The sequence below is a fragment of the Lichenicoccus sp. genome (assembly GCF_965276875.1).
Taxonomy (GTDB): Bacteria; Pseudomonadota; Alphaproteobacteria; order Acetobacterales; family Acetobacteraceae; genus Lichenicoccus.
Genome location: NZ_OZ255701.1, coordinates 4,176,516 through 4,195,952, shown reverse-complemented (window position 1 = coordinate 4,195,952; position 19,437 = coordinate 4,176,516). Strand labels below are relative to the sequence as shown.

The 19,437-nt window shown below is 68.0% G+C and carries 16 protein-coding genes, 2 pseudogenes and 1 riboswitch; of the genes and pseudogenes, 10 read left to right on the top strand and 8 right to left on the bottom strand.

The window, feature by feature from the left end:
* Nucleotides 1–372: 372 nt before the first annotated feature.
* From ACQY4K_RS20350 to ACQY4K_RS20320, 7 genes are all read left to right on the top strand, one after another.
* Nucleotides 373–1,038, top strand: coding sequence for an alpha/beta hydrolase (locus ACQY4K_RS20350; RefSeq protein WP_428392013.1), 666 nt, complete (start codon nt 373–375; stop codon nt 1,036–1,038).
* A 27-nt stretch (nt 1,039–1,065) separates the two neighbouring features.
* A complete protein-coding gene (tyrS, locus tag ACQY4K_RS20345; protein ID WP_428392011.1) occupies nt 1,066–2,313 on the top strand; it encodes a tyrosine--tRNA ligase in 1,248 nt (415 codons plus the stop codon).
* Between the two features lie 96 nt (nt 2,314–2,409).
* The gene (locus tag ACQY4K_RS20340) at nt 2,410–2,628 is read left to right on the top strand and encodes a VOC family protein (protein WP_428392009.1); all 219 of its coding nucleotides are present in this window, start codon (nt 2,410–2,412) and stop codon (nt 2,626–2,628) included.
* A 213-nt stretch (nt 2,629–2,841) separates the two neighbouring features.
* Nucleotides 2,842–3,306, top strand: a complete 465-nt coding sequence (locus ACQY4K_RS20335; RefSeq protein WP_428392007.1) for an MmcB family DNA repair protein — start codon at nt 2,842–2,844, stop codon at nt 3,304–3,306.
* Nucleotides 3,307–3,330: 24 nt separating this feature from the next.
* On the top strand, nt 3,331–4,134 hold the full coding sequence (locus ACQY4K_RS20330; RefSeq protein WP_428392005.1) for an inositol monophosphatase family protein: 804 nt from the start codon (nt 3,331–3,333) through the stop codon (nt 4,132–4,134).
* 32 nt (nt 4,135–4,166) lie between these two features.
* Nucleotides 4,167–5,009, top strand: a complete 843-nt coding sequence (locus ACQY4K_RS20325; RefSeq protein WP_428392003.1) for a lipid-binding SYLF domain-containing protein — start codon at nt 4,167–4,169, stop codon at nt 5,007–5,009.
* 9 nt (nt 5,010–5,018) lie between these two features.
* The gene (locus tag ACQY4K_RS20320) at nt 5,019–6,122 is read left to right on the top strand and encodes an SDR family oxidoreductase (protein ID WP_428392001.1); all 1,104 of its coding nucleotides are present in this window, start codon (nt 5,019–5,021) and stop codon (nt 6,120–6,122) included.
* A 172-nt stretch (nt 6,123–6,294) separates the two neighbouring features.
* Here the strand turns inward: ACQY4K_RS20320 and ACQY4K_RS20315 are convergent.
* From ACQY4K_RS20315 to fabD, 6 genes and pseudogenes are all read right to left on the bottom strand, one after another.
* Nucleotides 6,295–6,849 (bottom strand): annotated as a pseudogene (locus ACQY4K_RS20315) (SDR family NAD(P)-dependent oxidoreductase); the annotation flags it as partial.
* Nucleotides 6,850–6,851: 2 nt separating this feature from the next.
* A pseudogene (gene mltG, locus ACQY4K_RS20310) lies at nt 6,852–7,802 on the bottom strand (endolytic transglycosylase MltG); the annotation flags it as partial.
* An 18-nt stretch (nt 7,803–7,820) separates the two neighbouring features.
* A complete protein-coding gene (fabF, locus tag ACQY4K_RS20305) occupies nt 7,821–9,107 on the bottom strand; it encodes a beta-ketoacyl-ACP synthase II (protein WP_428391999.1) in 1,287 nt (428 codons plus the stop codon).
* Nucleotides 9,108–9,120: 13 nt separating this feature from the next.
* Complete coding sequence (locus tag ACQY4K_RS20300; protein WP_428391997.1) at nt 9,121–9,360, bottom strand: acyl carrier protein; 240 nt, start codon at nt 9,358–9,360, stop codon at nt 9,121–9,123.
* Nucleotides 9,361–9,511: 151 nt separating this feature from the next.
* Nucleotides 9,512–10,252, bottom strand: coding sequence for a 3-oxoacyl-ACP reductase FabG (fabG, locus tag ACQY4K_RS20295; protein WP_428391996.1), 741 nt, complete (start codon nt 10,250–10,252; stop codon nt 9,512–9,514).
* 22 nt (nt 10,253–10,274) lie between these two features.
* On the bottom strand, nt 10,275–11,246 hold the full coding sequence (gene fabD, locus ACQY4K_RS20290) for an ACP S-malonyltransferase (RefSeq protein WP_428391995.1): 972 nt from the start codon (nt 11,244–11,246) through the stop codon (nt 10,275–10,277).
* 111 nt (nt 11,247–11,357) lie between these two features.
* On the opposite strand from fabD, the gene ACQY4K_RS20285 reads away from it, so the two are divergent.
* Together ACQY4K_RS20285 and ACQY4K_RS20280 are read left to right on the top strand one after the other, a co-directional pair.
* On the top strand, nt 11,358–12,626 hold the full coding sequence (locus tag ACQY4K_RS20285; RefSeq protein ID WP_428391994.1) for a type II toxin-antitoxin system prevent-host-death family antitoxin: 1,269 nt from the start codon (nt 11,358–11,360) through the stop codon (nt 12,624–12,626).
* 4 nt (nt 12,627–12,630) lie between these two features.
* The gene (locus ACQY4K_RS20280; protein WP_428391993.1) at nt 12,631–13,077 is read left to right on the top strand and encodes a PIN domain-containing protein; all 447 of its coding nucleotides are present in this window, start codon (nt 12,631–12,633) and stop codon (nt 13,075–13,077) included.
* An 8-nt stretch (nt 13,078–13,085) separates the two neighbouring features.
* Here ACQY4K_RS20280 and gcvP read toward each other — a convergent pair whose 3' ends face one another.
* Nucleotides 13,086–15,980 (bottom strand): aminomethyl-transferring glycine dehydrogenase, encoded by a 2,895-nt coding sequence (gene gcvP, locus ACQY4K_RS20275; RefSeq protein ID WP_428391992.1) that lies wholly within the window; start codon nt 15,978–15,980, stop codon nt 13,086–13,088.
* On the bottom strand, nt 15,977–17,158 hold the full coding sequence (gene gcvT, locus ACQY4K_RS20270; protein WP_428391991.1) for a glycine cleavage system aminomethyltransferase GcvT: 1,182 nt from the start codon (nt 17,156–17,158) through the stop codon (nt 15,977–15,979). The genes gcvP and gcvT overlap by 4 nt, the downstream gene beginning before the upstream one ends.
* Before the next feature lie 111 nt (nt 17,159–17,269).
* A riboswitch (glycine riboswitch) is annotated at nt 17,270–17,357 on the bottom strand.
* 219 nt (nt 17,358–17,576) lie between these two features.
* Here gcvT and ACQY4K_RS20265 point away from each other — a divergent pair.
* On the top strand, nt 17,577–19,436 hold the full coding sequence (locus ACQY4K_RS20265) for a M61 family metallopeptidase (RefSeq protein ID WP_428391990.1): 1,860 nt from the start codon (nt 17,577–17,579) through the stop codon (nt 19,434–19,436).
* Nucleotide 19,437: the final 1 nt, after the last annotated feature.

The window sequence follows — 19,437 nt, the reverse complement described above, 5'->3', positions numbered from 1 at the left end:
ATTTCTGTGTGATTCCGCGCCTCGGGCCGCTATAGAGATGCCGATGCGCTTCTCCGGATCATCTGCCCAGAAGGTTTCCAGCAATGAAGGCGCTCCGCATGACCTTGCATACTCGCCCGATCGCCGGTCATCGACATCTTCGCCATGCGCAATGCACGCCTGAGTATCGCGCATTTTGAAACACTTCGCGGGTAGGCCATATGTCTGTTTTATTACCGACGAATCGGATGTCGTCTGCCGTTCCACAGACAGGTGATCCTGGTCGTTCGCTGAGACAAGATCGCCCCGCGGAGCATCGCGGGGTGGCAGTATTGCGTTGCAACATAGCTGTTGTCCATGCCTCGAGGCACAGCAAAAAAAGTGCGGGAAACAATGCCTGAGGTCATGTTCGCCGGCCCGGATGGCCGCCTTGAAGGTCGCTACCATCATTCCGGCGAGCCGAATGCGCCGCTCGCCCTCATCCTCCATCCGCACCCGCTGCATGGCGGCACCATGAACAACCGGATTACGTATGCGATGTACCGCGCCTTCGAGCGGCTCGGTTTTTCGGTCATGCGGTTCAATTTTCGTGGTGTCGGTCGCTCGCAGGGCCGCTATGACGGTGGCATCGGCGAGATCAGCGACGCCGCCGCCGCTCTCGACTGGATGCAGACCGTCAACCCGAATTCGAGTGGCCTCTGGATTTCCGGCTACTCCTTTGGCGCCTTCGTTGGCATGCAACTGCTGATGCGCCGTCCCGAGATCTCCGGATGGATCAGCGTCGCGCCACCGGCCAACCATTATGATTTCGGCTTCCTGGCACCCTGCCCCTGCGGCGGGTTGTTGCTGCACGGCGATGCCGACGAACTCGTGCCGGAGCCCGCGGTGCGCAAGCTGGTCGACAAGCTCAACACGCAAAAGGGCGTGCAGGTCGACTATCGCGTCTATGCGGGCGCCGACCACGTGTTTGCCAATCACGCCGACCACGTGTCCGAGGCGATCGACGACTATGTCGGCAAGATCATCGCCCGCAAGACCATGGCCCTCGCCGCCGACTGAGCGATTCCAGGCGCCTTATAAGACGCAATGCCTGACAGTGCGTTCCTGCGCGAAGCCGAGGCACGCGGCTTCGTCTTCCAATGTACCGACAGCGCCGCCCTCGATGCGGCGCTGTCGGCGGGCGTAATCAGCGGCTATGCCGGCTTCGACCTGACCGCAGACAGCCTGCATGTCGGGCACATGATCCAGGTCATGCTGCTGCGGCTGCTGCAACGACATGGCCATCGCCCGGTGGCCCTTCTCGGTGGCGGCACCAGCCGGATCGGCGATCCCTCGTTTCGCGAGGAGGCGCGGCTACTGCTCGACGACGACGCGATCGAACGCAATCGCCAGGGCATACGTCGCGTCCTGCAAGCGATGCTGCGCTTCGGGACGGGTCCGTCGGATGCGATCCTCGCGGACAACGCGCAATGGCTGGACGCGCTGGGGTATGTCGACCTGCTGCGCGAGGTCGGCGTGCATTTTTCGGTCAGCCGCATGCTCGGGTTCGATTCCGTGCGACAGCGCCTGGAGCGCGAGCAGGGGCTGACCTTCCTGGAATTCAATTACTCGATCCTGCAAAGCTATGATTTCCGCGAACTCGGCCGTCGCCACAATGTCAGCCTGCAGTTCGGCGGCTCCGACCAGTGGGGCAACATCGTCTCCGGCGTCGACCTGGTGCGTCGCACCGAACAGAAGCAGGTGTTCGGCCTAACCACGCCGCTGCTGACCACCGCCTCGGGTGCGAAGATGGGCAAGACCGCCTCCGGCGCGGTCTGGTTGTCGGCCGCGCGGCTGACCCCGTTTGACTATTGGCAGTTCTGGCGCAACACCGAAGACGCCGATGTCGGCCGCTTCCTGCGCCTATTCACCGAACTTGACATTGCCGAGTGCGACCGACTGGCGAGCCTCAAAGGGGCTGCGATCAACGAGGCCAAGAAAATCCTGGCCACCGAGGCGACGGCGATCTGCCACGGCCGCGACGCAGCCCTGACCGCCGCAGGGGCCGCACGGCAATTGTTCGAGGACGCGACCGGAGACGCCCAGGCCCTCCCCTCGCGCCACCTTGCGGGCATCGACCTCAATGGCGGCATCGCGGCCTGCAGGCTGTTCGTGCTGGCGGGCCTGGCGGCGAGCAACTCCGAAGCACGCAGGCTGGCACGCGGCGGCGGCTTACGGGTCAACGACCAGACGCTGCGCGACGAGAACCAAATAATTTCGACGGACGACCTGCGGGACGGCGCGGTCAAGCTCTCCGTCGGCCGGAAACAGCATCTGCTGGTGCGCACCGGCTAATCGTGAAATCTGACACTGGACCGCCGGAGCAATCGGGAACTTCGCGGTGTCGAAAGTCAGTCTGGTGCCCGGCTCCAGTCTGACCCACATCCTGCGTTGCCAGGCGTTTGGCCCGGTGGGCAAGCTGGCGACGTGATCCTGGTGAACTTCGTTCTAGGCGGCCACTGCGTCCAGGCTTTGAACGGTGGCGCGCCGGCCAGCTACGGCACTGCGGCCTCTATTTCGGTAGAGTGCGCCGACCAGGCCGAAATCGACCGTCTATGGACGGCGCTCATCGCCGATGGCGGCGCGGCAATGATGTGCGGCTGGCTATGAGACCGATGGGGCGTCCCTTGGCAGATCGTGCCCGAGATATTGCCGCGTCTCCTGCTCGACGCGGACCCGACGGTCTCGAGCCGCGTCTTTGCCGTCATGACGGAAATGGTTAAGCTCGACGTTTCGGCACTGGAGCGTGCGGCCGCCAGGTGACGCCTGTGCATTTCGCTTCTACGCACGAGATTGATGGCACCAAGTATCAGATCGCCGGTGATGTCCGGCCTGCCCGAGAGTGCGCTCGCCATTCGACGCGCCGCGGCACGACTATGTGGCCAGTTCGGCTGGGTGGTGCTGCACGAGGTGCCGCTGCCGAACGGACGCCGTGCCGACATCCTGGCGTTACGGCCGGACGGCGGCTTTGCCTGCATAGAGGTGAAATCCGGCGCCCGCGATTTCCTCACCGACACGAAGTGGCCGGAGTATCGCGACTATGCCGACGCGCTGTATTTCGCCGTCGATGAGCACTTCCCGCAGGCGCTGCTGCCGGCAGAGGTCGGTCTGTTGGTCGCCGCCGACGGCGAGGCGGCGCTGTTGCGCGAGGCGGCGGTGCATGCGCTGAGCTCGCCACGGCGCCGGGCGCTCACGCACCGGTTTGCCACCATCGCGGCCAGCCGCCTGGCCATGCTGGAGGATCCGGCGATCACCGCCTCGCTGCGCGCCGCCCTGCGCGCCCAATAGACCGCTCCACCGCCGAGGGTTGCGATGCAGACAGAGTCCATCCGCCGGCGCCTCGAGGCCGCCGCCAGCATTATTGAGGAGGCTGGACGGTTGGCGATGCGCATGCGGCCGCCGCCTGGTATGGCAACGGCCAAGCTGAAGGGGGCGCAGGATTGGGTCACCGAGGCGGACGGAGCCGTCGAGCGGCTGATCGCCGGCAGGATCGCGGCCCGCTTCCCACAAGACGATGTACAGGGCGAGGAAGCCGGCCTGCAAGCCCGCAGCGGGCCAAGCTCGTCGCTGCGCTGGGTCATCGACCCGATCGACGGGACCGCGAATTTTGCTCGCGGCGCCTCGCGTTGGTGTGTCTCGATCGGGTTGCTCGCCGATGGAGTGCCGGTGCTCGGACTGATCGAGGCACCCGCGCTCGGCGAGCGGTTCGCAGGCAGCATCGGTGGCGATGCGACGTTCAACGGTGCCGCCATGCGCGCGGCGCGAACCGCGAGCCCGGCCTCGTCGATCATCGAGATCGGTTGGGGCCCGAAGAGCATCGCCGCCGAGCACGCGGCCCTGGTCGGTCGGGTGCTGGCCCTTGGCGCCGCAGTGCGCACCGGCGGCTCGGGGGCCCTGGCGCTCGCCGACGTCGCGGCCGGTCGGCTCGATGGCTACATCGAACAATCGATCAACCTGTGGGACGTGGCCGGCGCCCTGCCGATCCTGGCGGAGTCGGGGGCAACCGTCTCGGCTTTCCTAAGCAAAGGCGGCATGACCGGGCCGGCGCCGATCCTGGCCGCCGCCCCCACCATCGCCGAGGCGCTCGGGCTGGCGTCCGGGATTGCCTTGATCTAAGCCATGCAGCACGGATGCCGGGGAGTGACACGATGCGATTGCGATTGAGGATTGCGCTGCCGCTGGCCGCCTTGTTGAGCGTGGCGCCGTTCTGCCTGTCGGCACACGCCCAAGCCGATGGGTCCCGGCGCGCGCAGCGGCAGCAGCGGCTGGTCGACCGGGCGACGCTCACCGCCGAGGATATCCTCGACTCCAACGACATGGGCAAACAGACGCAGCGTCTGCTCGCCCGCGCTCGCGGCGTGCTGATCTGCCCGAGCATCTTTCGCGTGTCGTTCCTGTTCGGCGGCTCCGGCGGCGGCTGCACGCTGCTGGCCCGCGACGGCGCGGGATCCTGGTCGGACCCGGCGTTCTACTCGATGGCATCGGGCTCGGTGGGCTTTCAGGCCGGCATCCAGGATGCCGAGCTGATGATGTTCATCATGAACCCGCATGGCCTGCGGGCGATCATGGACAGCCAGTTCAAGTTCGGCGCCAATGCCTCGGCCACGATCGCAACGCTGGGTGCCGGCATCGAGGGTGCGACCTCGACCGCGCTCGACGCGGACATCGTCGCCGTCGAGAAGAGCAAGGGCCTGTTCGCCGGCATTTCGTTGCAAGGCAGCAAGCTGACCTACGACGGCGTCGGCAACCAGGCCTATTATGGCCAGCCGGTCGGCGTCTACGAAGTCGTGGTGGGAATGCGGGTGAACAATCCGGGCGCGGATCCGTTGCGAACGGCGTTGATGCGTTACGGCAGCGGCCCTGAAAGCGCGTCCGGGCGGCCGAATACCACCTATGACAATCCTGATACCACGAGCCAGCGCAACACCGGTCCGACACAGCTCGCCCCGTCCTCGTCCGTGCAGAGCCAGCCTTTGCCGCCGCCGCACTAGACCAGCCGCATGCACAAGCCGCTGCCCGGCGGGTCGTCCGATCCCGCGACAATGCCGGTGCCCGCCGTGCCGCCTGTGGTGGTGATCACCGGCGGCTCGTCGGGGATCGGACGCTGCACCGCGCGGCTGTTCGCGCAACGCGGCTGGCGGGTCGGCCTGATCGCCCGCGGCGCCGCCGGTCTCGCCGACACCGCCGCCGACATCGCGGCCCTCGGTGGCATCAGCGCCGGCGCGATCGCCGACGTCGCGGACGCCGCCGCCCTGGAGCGCGCGGCGGACAGCCTTGTAGCGCGGCTCGGCGGCATCGACGTCTGGATCAATGCCGCCGGCAACGGCGTCTACGGACGGTTGCTCGACGTGCCCGAAGCCGAATTTCGCCGGGTCACCGATGTCACCTACATGGGCACCGTCAACGGCACCCGGGCAGCGCTCGCCCGCATGCTGCCGCGCGATTGCGGCAGCATCGTCAATGTCTGCTCGGGTGTCGCCTTCCACGGGCTGCCGCTGATGACCTCCTATGTCGGCGCCAAGGCGGCGGTGCGCGGCTTCAGCCAGTCGGTGCGTGGCGAGTTGCGCATGGCACGCAGTGCCGTGCATCTCTGCACGGTGTTTCCGCCGGCGGTGAACACGCCGTTCTTCTGCCATGCGCCGTCCCATACCGGCTATGCGTCGCGTCCGGTGGCGCCGGTGTATCAGCCCGAGATCGTGGCGCGGGCGCTGTATCTCGCGGCCACCGGGCGACGAAGGGAGATGGTCATCAGCGGCATCGTGCTCGCCTTCTCGCTGGTCTCGCGCGTCTCGCCGGTGCTGGCGGCGTGGCTCACCGAGCAACTGCGCTTCGAGAGCATGATGTCGCGCGACCGCGGCGCGCGCGGCGAACCCGCGCTGTTCGCGCCGCCGGCACGCGGGCCAAGCGCGCGCGGACCGTTTGGCGCGCGCGGCTGGAGCGCGCATGTCTGGCTGCTCGGCGCACTCCGCGCGGTGCTCAGCGCCTCGGCAGCCACGCCGCGCAAAGCGCCTCCGTGCCTGCCAGCACCCGGGCACACAGCGCCGGATCCGCGGCCCGCGGATTCGTCGCCGCCGGCTGGCATCGTTTCCAGTATTGGCCGCTAACCTGCGCGCAGGCCGCCGATAACGCGACATGCAGCGGCGTTTGCGCACCCTGCGCCTCGGTGAGCAGGAACGGCGCCATCAGCCGCCACGCCAGGCCGACCACGCCCGGATTGCGCACCAGCCCGGTCGCCACCATGCCGGGATGCACGACGTTGATGCTGACCTCGGGCGGCGGCAGCGTCCGCGCCAGCGACAGGCTCGTCATCAGCAAAGCCAGCTTCGAGGTGGCGTAGGCGCGCACCATGCGCCAACGCCGCGCGCCTTGCAGGTCGTCCGGATCGATGCGCGCACGGTCCGAGGTCGACGAGCCGACATTGACGATGCGCGCGCGACCCGTGCGCCGCAGCGTCTCCAGCAGCGTATGGGTCAGTACGAAGGGGGCCAGATGATTGACCGCGAGCGTGCGCTCGAACCCCTCGTCGGTGAGCACGCGACGCGGCGACAGCGTCCCGGCATTGTTGATCAGCAGGTCGAGCCGGTCGGTTTGCGCAAGCACGCGCAGCCCGGCGTCGCGGGTTTGCGCGAGCGATGACAGATCGGCCTGGACTACACGGATGCGTCCGCGGCTCTGCGGCGCCCGCGCGACGATCCAGTCCCGCGCGGCATCGAGCCGGTGCGGGTCACGGCCGATCACGAACAGACCGTATCCGGCCTCGGCGAGACCGAGGGCGATGCAGCGCCCGATGCCACCGGTCGCACCGGTGATCGCGGCGACCGGCTCGCTCACGGCGTGGCCGCCGCGCGCCAATGGGCGACGTTGCGCAGATGCTGGGCGAGCGAGTTGGAGAAGCTGTGGCCGCCGGTGCCGTCCGCCACGAAATACAACGCATCGCTGGCCGCCGGGTGCGCCACCGCCTGGAGTGCCGCCACCCCCGGCGCGCAGATCGGGCCCACCGGCAGACCGGTGACGACATAGGTGTTGTAGGGATTGTCGAGAGCGAGGTCGGCGCGGCTGAGCGGACGCGGCAGCGGGCCGAGGCCGCCGGCGGCGGCGTAGATCACCGTCGGATCCGATTGCAACTTCATGCCCAGGCGCAGCCGGTTGAGGAAGACGCGCGCAACCAGCGTCCGCTCGGCCGGACGCGCGGTCTCGCGCTCGACCATGCTGGCCAGGATCACCAGCTCGTCGGGGTCGGCGAGGCCCGCGTTCAGGTCGCGCTTGGCCCAGATCGCGGCGACCTGCCGGGCCATCGCCTGTTGCATCCTGGCGACCAGGGCGGCGCGTGTGGTGCCGCGCACATAGTCGTAGGTCTGCGGCAGGATGCTGCCCTCGGCGGGCACCGGCGTCGGGCCCGAGAGCGCCTCGGCCTGGGCGATGCGCCGCGCGATCTGCGCGGCGGTCAGGCCTTCGGGGATGGTCAGCTCATGCTGCACCGGCGGGCTGGTGCGCAGCACATGCAGCATGGCTTGCAGCGAGGCGTGCGCCGGGAAGGCGAACTCGCCGGCACGGATTGGGCCGTCGCCGCGGGTCAGCCGGGCCGCGACACGAAAAACTTGTGACGCGACCGGTCCGGCCGGCAGCGCGCCCGCTTGTTGCAGGGCGGCGGCCGCCAGGTTCACGGGGCCGTGCGGCACCACGATGGCTTGCGCGTGCGGCAGCGGCCCGGAGCGTTCGTAGAGCGCGCGCGCGCCGAGCAACAGCACCGCCAGGACAAGTGCCGCACCCAGGAGCCAGCGCACTCCGGTGCACCGACGCGGTCAGAGTGCGCCGAGTAGGATGCTGGCGTTGGTGCCGCCGAAGCCGAAGCTGTTCGACAACGCCACACTGACCCGGCGCTCCTGGGCAGTGTGGGCAACCCGGTCGATCACGCTCTCACGGCTTGGCGCATCCAGGTTCAGCGTCGGTGGCACCACCCCGTCGCGGATCGCCAGGATACAGAAGATCGCCTCGATGGCGCCTGCCGCCCCAAGCAGGTGGCCGGTCGCGGATTTGGTCGAGGACATCGCAAGCCCGCGCGCGTGCGCGCCGAACAGCCGCTCGACTGCGTCCAGTTCGAGGTCGTCGGCCATCGTCGAGGTGCCGTGCGCGTTCACATACTGGATGTCGGCCGGGGTCAGCCGGCCGTTGCGCAGGGCCGCCATCATGGCGCGGTGGGCGCCGGCATGCCCCTCCGCGGGGGCAGTGATGTGATGGGCGTCGCCAGACAGCCCGTAGCCGCGCACCTCGGCATAGATGGTGGCGCCACGGGCGCGGGCATGCTCGTATTCCTCGAGCACGACGATGCCGGCCCCCTCGCCCATGACGAAGCCGTCGCGGTCGCGGTCCCACGGCCTGGAGGCGCGCTCGGGCGTCTCGTTGAACGCGGTGGAGAGGGCGCGCGAGGCGCAGAACCCGGCGATGCCGAGCGGACAGACCGCGGCCTCGGTGCCGCCGGCGATCATCACCTCGGCGTCGCCGAGCGCGATCAGCCGGGCGGCGTCGCCGATGGCGTGCACGCCGGTGGCGCAGGCGGTCACCGCCGAATGGTTCGGACCCTTGAAGCCATAGCGGATCGAGAGATGACCGGAGACCAGGTTGATCAGCGCGGACGGAATGAAAAACGGCGACAGCCGCCGGGCGCGGCCCTCATGCACCTGGACGGAGGCGTCGTAGATGGTCTGCAGGCCGCCGATGCCGGAGCCGATCATCACCCCCGTGGCGCAGCGATCGTCTTCATCCTGCGGCATCCAGCCGGAATCCTCGACCGCCTCGAAGGCTGCGACCAGACCGAGATGGATGAAGCGGTCCATCTTTTTCTGATCCTTTTGCGGGATCCATTCGGAGAGGTCGAGCCCGCCGGACGCACGATTGCCAATGGGCACTTCACCCGCCACCTGTGCCGCGAGGCCGGACGGGTCGAACGACGTGATCCGGCCAATCCCGGTGTCACCCTCGATCAGCCGATCCCAGAACGGCTTGATCCCGACGCCGAGCGGACCCGCGATGCCGAGGCCGGTGACGACGACCCGCCGCTCCCGATCGACGCCGGTGAGGAATCCGCTCATGCCGAATCGGACCTCAGGCCGTCTTCTGCTTTTCGATATAGTCGATGGCGTCCTTGACGGTGGAAATCTTCTCGGCGGCGTCCTCGGGAATTTCGACGCCGAAAGCTTCCTCGAAGGCCATCACCAGCTCGACCGTATCGAGACTGTCGGCACCCAGATCGTCAATGAAGGAAGCCTCCGGTGTGACCTTGCTCTCTTCGACGCCGAGGTGTTCCACGACGATCTTTTTGACCTTGTCGGCGATCTCGCTCATCTGACTCTGCTTCCTCTTTGCCCGGGAAAGATGGGCGGTTCGAACTCGTTCGTCCTGTCCTTTGCGAGCCGGCCGGCTGCGGACAAAGCAGCGGGCGATTAGCATGGAATTTCATCGCACGCCAAGGCGGCGCCCCAAGGCGGGGTATCGATTAGAGCATCGCCATCCCGCCATTGACATGCAATGTCGCGCCGGTGACCCAGTTCGCCTCGGTGGAGGCGAAATACAGCACCGCGGCGGCGATGTCCTCGGGCGTGCCCAGACGACCAAGCGGGATCGCGGCCGCGAGCTTTTCCTTCTGCGCCTCGGGCAGCCCATCGGTCATCGCCGTCGCAACAAAGCCGGGCGCGACGACATTGACGGTGATCCCGCGCGAGCCGACCTCGGCTGCGAGGGACTTGCTCATGCCGATCAGCCCGGCCTTGGCGGCGGCATAGTTCGACTGGCCGGCATTGCCGGTGGCGCCGACCACGCTGGCAATCGAAATGATCCGGCCGGAGCGCCGCCGCACCATGCCTTTCAGCGCCGCGCGGCAAAGCCGGAAGGGCGCCCCCAGATCGACATCGAGCACCAGATCCCAGTCAGCGTCCTTCATCCGCAAAGTGAGCCCGTCGCGGGTCAGGCCGGCATTGTTGACGAGAATATCCACGCCCTGGCCTGTCTTGCGCTCGGCGTCGGCGATCAAGGCGTCGGGTGCCGCCGGGTCGGCGAGGTTGGCGGGACAGACATGCGCGCGCGGGCCGAGCTGGGCCGCGAGATCCGCGAGCGCCGCCTCGCGGGTGCCGGAGAGTGCCACCGTGGCACCCTGGGCGTGCAGCATGGTGGCAATCGCGCCGCCGATGCCGCCCGAGGCCCCGGTCACCAGCGCCATCTTGCCGTCGAGCCTGAACATGCAGCGCCCCCGTCATCCTTGGTCAGAAAGACCTCAGCAGATCCTCGATCTCCTCGGGGGTGCCGACCGATCGCGCACGCGCATCCGGCGCGATCCGGCGGCAGAGGCCCGAGAGTACCTTGCCGGCGCCGAGTTCGATGAAATCGTCCACGCCGATGGCCAGCATCGCCTGCACGCTCTCGCGCCAGCGCACCGTGCCGGTCACCTGGCGCACCAGCAGGTCGCGTATCGCATCCGGCGAGGCGACCTTGGCCGCGGTGACGTTGGCGATCACCGGCAGCCTTGGCGGCGCGATGTGCGCCGCGCCCAGCGCCTCACGCATCGCGTCGGCAGCAGGCGCCATCAGCGCGCAATGAAAGGGTGCCGAGACGGGCAGCACCATCGCCCGGCGCACGCCGCGCTCGCGTGCGATCTCGAGCGCGCGGCCGATGGCCCCGGCGGCGCCGGAGATCACCACCTGGCCGCCGCCGTTGTCGTTGGCGACCTCAAGCACCTCAATGCGGTCGGGTGCCCCCTCGATACGAAGCACGGCGGCCGCGACACAAATCTCGCGTGCCTGCTCCAACTCGGCACCGATCAGCGCCGCCATGCCACCCTCCCCCGCCGGCACCGCGCGCTGCATGGCATCGCCGCGCAGACGCAGCAATCGCGCGGTGTCGGCAACGCCCAGGCTGTTGGCCGCCGCCAGCGCCGTATATTCGCCGAGCGAGTGGCCGGCGACGAGGGCCGCCCGGGCCGCGAGGTCGAAGCCGCCTTCGCGTTCGAGCACACGCAGCACGGCCATGGACACCGCCATCAGGGCCGGCTGCGTGTTCCGGGTCAGGGTCAGCTCTTCGATGGGACCGGCGAACATCAGCTTGGACAGCCGTTCGCCGAGCGCCTCGTCCACCTCCTGGAACACCTCGCGCGCCGGCGCGAAGGCGGCGGCGAGGTCGCGTCCCATGCCGGCGAACTGGCTGCCTTGTCCGGGAAAGACGACGGCATGAACAGGCATCAGGCGGATCCGCTCCAGAACGACAACCCGGGACATGGGGGAGACATCGGGTCGATGTCAATTGCAGGCCCGACGCTTGCCGGCACGCCGCATGAATGAGACAGGACTGCCATGACGCAGGATGCTCCACCGACGGACCGGCGCCTCGCGCTGCTGGCCGGCCTCGATCTCGCGGCGACCCGCGGCCTGGAGATCGGCCCGCTGCACAACCCGATCCTGCGCAAGTCGGAGGCCCGCGTTCTCTACGTCGATCATGTCGGCACCGCGGAACTGCGCGAGAAATATCGCCGCGATCCGCACGTGCCAGGGCCGCGGATCGTTGACGTCGACATCGTCTGGAGCGGCGGCGACCTGAACGCGGCCTGTGGGGGAGACCGCTTCGATTACGTCGTCGCCTCGCACGTCATCGAGCATGTGCCCGACCTGATCGGCTGGCTCGCTCAGCTCAAATCGGTGCTGCATCCCGACGGCACGGTGCGGTTGATCGTGCCGGACCGACGCTACTGCTTTGACTATCGCCGCGAGAGCAGTTCGGCCGCCGATGTGATCCTGGCCGCGCGTGCCGGCGCGATCGTCCCCGGGTCCCGGCAAATCCTGGATTTTATGCTCAACGTGGCGCCGCTGGATCTGCAACACGCCTGGAGCGGCACATCTGGCCTCGAACCGCCGCACACGCGCCAACTCTACGACGACGCCGTCGCGGTGATGGAACATGCCCTGCGCGAGGGCGCCTACCACGACGTGCATTGCTGGGTTTTCACCCCCGTTGAGCTTCGCCCGCCTGATGCGCCAGCTCGCCGCCTACGGGCTGATCGGGTTCGCCTGCACGCAATGCACAGCCACCGCGCCGAACAGCCTGGATTTCTTCGTGCATCTGCTGCCCTCGAACGACGCCGGACTGATCGCCTCAAGCTGGGAGTGGGCGGTGCAGCGGCATGCGGCCGAGCCGAAGGACAACGACGCGATGCTGCGTCTGCAGGCGGAGCTGGCCATGCTGCGGCACTCGCGAAGCTGGCGGCTGACCGCGCCGCTGCGCCGGCTTCGCGGCCTCGGGCGGCGGGGCTGACAACGCTGCAATCGCTTGCGTTGGCCGCCTTGGTGTCCTATTGTGACTACAGTAGTCGCATGGAGTCCATCATGTACGAAATCCAGCTTCGCAGCGCCAAGGCCACGCTGTCCGCCGTGATCGACCACGCCCAACAGGGCGAGCCGTCGATCATCACCCGGCATGGCCGGCGCGAGGCCGTTGTACTCAGCTTCGAGGATTGGGAGCGCTTGTCGCGCGTGCCGTCCTTCGGGCGTCTGCTGATGGCCGCGCCGATCGAGCCGGGCGATCTCCCCGAACGGGACACCAGCGGGCCGCGCGAGGTGGATGTGTGAGCGGGTGTATCTGCTCGACACCAATGTCCTTTCCGCCAGCGCGCCAGCGAAGGCCCAGCACACTCCCGAATTGATCCGTTGGATGGAGTGCCACAGCAACACCCTCTATTTGTCGGTCATCACCGTGGCCGAAGTCGAGGACGGGATCGCCAAGGCCCGTCGCCAGGGTGCAGCGCAAAAGGCGGACCGCTTGGCCGCCTGGCTGGAGACGCTGCTACATCTGCACAGCGCCCGCATCCTGCCGCTCGATGTCGCGGTCGCGAGACGGCTCGGCACGCTCTCCGACCGGGCGCGCGCGGCGGGTCTGGAGCCGGGATGGGCCGATCTGGCGATCGCGGCGACCGCCGCAAACCGGGGCTATACGGTCCTGACGCGCAACCTGCGGCATTTTCGGGACCTTCCCGTGTCCGCTCACGATCCGTTCGAAAGCCTGCCGGCAGTAATCGGATAGTACAGCCGCTATTCGGCGGCCTGCGCGAAGTCTTCGATCGGCGGGCAGGAGCAGACCAGGTTGCGGTCGCCGTAGCTGTTGTCGAGGCGGCCGACCGGCGGAAAGTAACGGTCGATGCGCCGGCCCGGCGACGGGAAGCAGCCTTGCTCGCGCGTGTAGGCACGGTTCCAGTGCGAGGCGGTCAGGTCGGCCACGGTGTGCGGCGCGTGGCGCAACGGGCTGTCGGCGGCGCTGATCCGGCCCTGCTCGATGGCGGCGATCTCCTCGCGTATCTCGATCATCGCGTCGCAAAAGCGGTCGAGCTCGGCCTGGTTTTCCGACTCGGTTGGCTCGATCATGAAGGTGCCGGCAACCGGGAAGCTGACCGTCGGGGCGTGGAAGCCGTGGTCGATCAGGCGCTTGGCGATGTCGTCGACGGTGATGCCGGTGGCCTCCTTGATCGGCCGCAGGTCGATGATGCACTCATGCGCGACCCGTCCGGAGGCACCCCGGTAGAGCACCGGATAATGCGGCGCCAGGCGTTCGGCGATGTAGTTGGAATTGAGGATTGCGATCTCGGTGGCGCGGCGCATGCCGGCCTCGCCCATCAGCAGGATGTAGGCGTAGGAGATCGGCAGGATCGAGGCGGAGCCGAACGGCGCGGCGCTGACCGCGTGGCTGTCGGTCTCGAGCGGGTGGTGCGGCAGAAAGGGTGCGAGATGGCGGCCGACACCGATCGGGCCCATTCCGGGACCGCCGCCGCCATGCGGGATGCAGAAGGTCTTGTGCAGGTTGAAGTGGCTGACGTCGGCGCCGTAATGGCCCGGCCGGCAGAGCCCGACCTGGGCGTTGAGGTTGGCGCCGTCGAGATAGACCTGCCCACCCGCCGCGTGCACGGCCGCACAGATCTCGCGCACCGACTCCTCGAAGACGCCATGCGTGGAGGGATACGTGATCATGATGGCGGCGAGACGATCCGCATGCAGCGCGATCTTGCGATGCAGGTCCGCGACATCGACGTTGCCGCACGCATCGCACCCGACGACGACCACGCGCATGCCGGCCATCTGCGCCGAGGCGGGATTGGTGCCGTGCGCCGAGGCCGGGATCAGGCAGACGTCGCGCAGCACCTCGCCGCGGTCGCGATGATAGGCGCGAATGGCGAGCAGGCCGGCATATTCGCCCTGGGCACCCGAGTTCGGCTGCAGCGACACTGCGTCGTAGCCGCTGAGCCTGCAGAGGGCGCGCTCCAGCTCGTCGAACAGCCGCCCGTAGCCGCGCGCCTGGTCGGCTGGCGCGAACGGGTGCATGTCGCAAAAGCCGGGCCAGGTGATCGGCATCATCTCGACGGTGGCGTTGAGCTTCATGGTGCAGGAGCCCAGCGGGATCATGCTGCGGTCGAGTGCGAGGTCCTTGTCGGAGAGGCGCCGGAGATAGCGCAGCAGGTCGGTCTCCGAGCGGTGCGCGTGGAACACCGGATGGGCGAGCAGCGTCGCAGTGCGGGCAAGCGGGGCCGGAATGGCAGCGTCCGGCGGTGGTAGCGAGGTCTCCATGACGGCGATACGTGCGGCGTTGTCGCAAAACGCTCGCCAGACGCGGCGCACGGTGTCCGGGCTGCTGGTCTCGTCAAGGCTGATGCCGATCCGGCCGCCGCCCGCGTTGCGCAGGTTGAAGCCGGACGCGCAGGCGCGGGCGAGAACATGGCGGGCGTCATCGCCGGCATTGACGGTAATGGTGTCGAAGCAGCTGTCGGTCAGCACCTCGGCACCGAGCGCCCGCAGGCCGGCGGCGAGGATCACCGCCAGCCGGTGGGTGCGTCGTGCGATCGCGAGCAACCCCTCGGGGCCGTGATAGACCGCATACATCGAGGCGATCACCGCCAGCAGCACCTGGGCGGTGCAGATGTTGGAGGTCGCCTTTTCGCGGCGGATATGCTGCTCGCGGGTCTGCAGGGCCAGCCGGTAGGCGCGGTTGCCGTGGCTGTCGATGGAGACCCCGACCAGACGTCCTGGGATCGCTCGCTTGAAGGCGTCGCGCACCGCCATGTAGGCGGCATGGGGGCCGCCGTAGCCCATCGGCACCCCGAAGCGCTGCATCGAGCCGATGGCGATGTCGGCCCCGAGCGCGCCCGGCGAGGCGAGCAGGGTCAGCGCCAGCGGGTCCGCGGCGAACGTCACGATGGCGCCGGCAGCATGCAGGGCGGCGATGGCGGCGCGATGGTCGCGGACTGCGCCGCTGCTGCCGGGATAGGAGAGCAGCGCGCCGAACACGGCATCGGCGTCGAAATTGCCCGCGTCAAGGTTGGGGGCGGGGTCGCCGACGATCACCTGCCAGCCGAGCGGCTCGGCGCGGGTGCGCAGCACGGCGATGATCTGCGGGTGGGTATCGGTGTCGACGAAGAAGCCGGTGGCCTTGCTGTGCGAGACCCTGCGGGCCAGCGCCATCGCCTCGGCCGCCGCGGTAGCCTCGTCGAGCAGCGAGGCGTTGGCGACATCGAGCCCGGTCAGGTCGCAAACCAGGGTCTGGAAGTTGAGCAGCGCCTCCAGCCGGCCCTGGCTGATCTCCGGCTGGTAGGGTGTGTAGGCGGTATACCAGGCGGGATTCTCCAGCACATTGCGCTGGATCACCGGCGGCAGGATGGTGCCGTGATAGCCTTGTCCGATAAGCGAGGTCAGCACCTGGTTCTCGGCCGCGATCGTGCGCAGCCGTGCCAGCACTTCGGGTTCGCTCAGGCCCGGTGCGCTCGCCTCCGGTGATGGCTCCAGGATCGCCGCTGGCACCGTCTGGGCGATCAGCGCATCAAGGCTGTCCACGCCGATCGTGCGCAGCATCGCGCTTACCTCGTCCGTGTCGGGGCCGATATGACGCTGCGCGAAGGCCGTGGGGTCGGGCGCCGTGCCCTGCCAGAGCTCGGATGGAGTCATGATGCTGTCCTTGCAGGGGGTCGCTTGAAGCCGGGTGTCACGAAGGGCAGCGGTGCGATGTGCGCGCGAACCGGGCGCCCGCGCAGGTCCGCGATCAGAGAGCCGCCCACCATGCCCTGAGAGATGTCGAGCATGGCCATCGCCATGGGTGCCGACAGACTCGGGCCGAAGGCGCCGGACGTGACAATGCCGAGCGGGCTGCCGGTGAAATCCTCGCTGGCATAGAGGCGCGTGCCGGCGCGCAGCGGCGCCCTGCCCTCCGGCAACAGCCCGACCCGCCGACGCGCAGCACCGTTGGCCAACTGCTCGAGGATGATGTCGGCACCGGGAAAGCCGCCGGCGCGCGCGCCACCCGGCCTGCGACTCTTGCCGATCGACCATTCCAGCGCCGCCTCGACGGGGGTGACAAGCGGATCGAGATCGGTCCCGTAGAGACAGAGTCCAGCCTCCAGGCGCAGGCTGTCGCGGGCGCCGAGGCCGATCGGCAACACACCCGGCTGGGCCAGCAACAGGGCGGCGATTCGCTCGGCGTCGTCAGCGGCGATGCTGATCTCGTAGCCGTCCTCGCCGGTGTAGCCCGAGCGCGAGATCAGGCATGTCGCACCCGCGATCTCGATCGTCCGGACATCCATGAAGCGCATCGCGGCGGCTTCCGGGGCGAGTGCCGACAGCACCGACTCCGCGCCCGGTCCCTGCAAGGCCACGAGGGCGCGGTCGAAGCGGGGCTCGATGTCGCACACGGCCGCGAGATGGGCGGTGAGGTGGCCGAGATCGGCCCATTTGCAGGCGGCGTTAACCACCAGCAGGAGCGCCTCGCCGGTGTTGGCCACCATCAGATCGTCGAGGATGCCGCCGCGGGCATTGGTGAACAGGGCGTAGCGCTGTCGCCCTGGGGGGAGCGAGGCGAGGTCAGCGGGAAGCAGCCGCTCCAGCGCCAACGCGGCATCGGCGACTTGCCCGGAGCGTGGAAGCAGCCTGATCTGGCCCATATGGGAGACGTCGAACAGGCCAGTAGCAGTCCGCGTGTGGAGATGTTCGGAGAGGATACCGGCTTTGTAGTGCAGCGGCATCGCGTAGCCGGCGAACGGCACCATGCGCGCCCCTGCCGCACGGTGCAGCGCGTCGAGCGGGGTGGTGGCCAAGGGACCCTCGGCAAGTGGGGCTGCAGGCTCTGACATCGGACACACCCTGGTTGCCGGCGGATGCCGGGCCGGTCGGTGCCCCTTCTGTCTGTTTGCCTGAGATCGTTATCCCGTCGGCGGACGCGCGCGGCGTCACTTTCCAGAAGTCGGTGCTGGGCGGTCCTTCTGCCTGAGAGTTTCCGGGGCGGTTGCTCCTTCGGCGCCGGCAGATGCCGATCTCTCCCGCTTCAGCCAAACAAAGATGGTTCAACTGACCTCGCCGGTCAAGTTTTTACCGGATACGGGCTTCCCCGGCGCCGGCGCAGCGGCTTTGCTGACAACAACCCAAAGGACCCTGATGTTGGATAAAGCCTTACCCGTGCTTGCCTCGCTGCTGGCGCTGAGCGTGTGTCCCGCGCGCGCGGAAGTCCCACAGCCCCAACCCCCTCTTCCCCTGCCCCCTCTTCCCCAATCATTGCCGTTCCCACCTACCGTCGCCCCGCCCCAGGACACCACCTGGCCCGGCACGATCAAGCTCTCCGTCAATGTCACCGACCTCGCCCGTCATGTCATGCAGGTGCACGAGACGATCCCGGTGCAGCCCAACGCTGTGCAGGGGGGCAAGCTGGTGCTGCTCTACCCGAAATGGATCCCCGGAGATCACGGACCCACCGGGCCGCTGCGCGACATCGCCGGGCTGACCATCCAGGCCGGCGGCAAGACCGTTCCGTGGGTGCGCGATGTGGTCAACATGTATGCGTTCCACGTCGATGTGCCGCAGGGTGCGACCAGCCTGGATGTGAGCTTCCAGTATCTTTCGCCGACCAGCACCAGTCAGGGCCGCATCGAGATGACGCCGGAGATGGTCGATCTCGCCTGGAATACCGTGGTGCTGTATCCGGCCGGCCGCTTCAGCCGCGGCATCACCGTCGCACCGAGCCTGACGCTGCCGCAGGGCTGGAAGTTCGGCACCGCGCTCGAGACCAGCACGGTGGCAGGCAACCATGTCGACTTCAAGCCGGTAACGCTGAACACGCTGGTCGACAGTCCAGTGTTCGCCGGACGCTATTTCAAACGTGCCGACCTTGCTCCGGGTGCCGCGGTGCCGGTGCATCTCGACGTGGTGGCCGACCGGCCAGGCGATCTGGCGATCACTCCGGACGAACTCGCCAGGCACCGCGCCCTGGTGCATCAGGCCACGACGCTGTTCGGGTCGCAGCACTATAACCATTACGACTTCCTGCTGGCGCTGAGCGACCAGCTGGGTGGCACCGGGCTCGAGCATCATCGCTCCAGCGAGAACGCCACCGACCGCGATTATTTCACCGGTTGGGACAAAAGCTTCGCCGTCCGCGACCTGCTGTCGCACGAATACACCCATTCCTGGAACGGCAAGTTCCGCCGTCCGGCCGACCTGTGGGCGCCCAACTTCAACGTGCCGGAACGCGACAGCCTGCTGTGGGTGTATGAGGGCCAGACGCAATATTGGGGCCAGGTGCTGGCCGCGCGCTCCGGCCTGTGGAGTCGCGCACAGGCGCGCGGCGCGATCGCCGACGACGCCGCCAGCATGCAGCTCGAAGTCGGGCGCGCCTGGCGGCCACTCCAGGACACCACCAACGACCCGATCATCAACGAGCGCCGGCCGCAGCCCTGGCATAGCTGGGAGCGCGAAGAGGACTACTACACCGAGGGTCTGCTGATCTGGCTCGACGCCGACACCCTGATCCGCGAACGCACCCATGGCCAGAAGTCGCTGAACGACTTTGCCCGCGGCTTCTTCGGTATCGACGACGGCAGCTTCGTCACCGTGACGTATCGATTTGACGATATCGTGCATGCCCTCAACGCCGTCATGCCCTTCGACTGGGCGCATTTCCTGCGCAGCCGCCTGGACCGCATCGGCGGCAAGGCACCGCTCGACGGCATCACCCGCGGCGGCTACCGCCTGGTCTATACCGACAAGCCCTCAGCTTTCCTGAAAAGCGAGGAGGCGGCCTACAAGCGGCACATCTTCGACTGGTCGATCGGTCTCTCTTTGGGCAAGGACGGCGCCATCTCCGACGTACTCTGGGATGGGCCGGCCTGGCACGCCGGGCTCGCCAAGGGCGGCAAGATCGTGGCGGTCGACGGCCTCGCCTTCTCCGGCGCGGACGATCTGAGCGACGCGATCAAGCAGGCAGCGAATGACAAGGCGCCGATCTCGCTTCTGGTCCAGGAGGGCAAGCAGTTTCGCACCGTACAGATCGGCTATCATGGCGGGCTGCGCTATCCGCATCTCGAGCGCATTCCGGGCAAGACAGCGCTGCTGGACGACATCCTGGCACCACTGCCTTGAG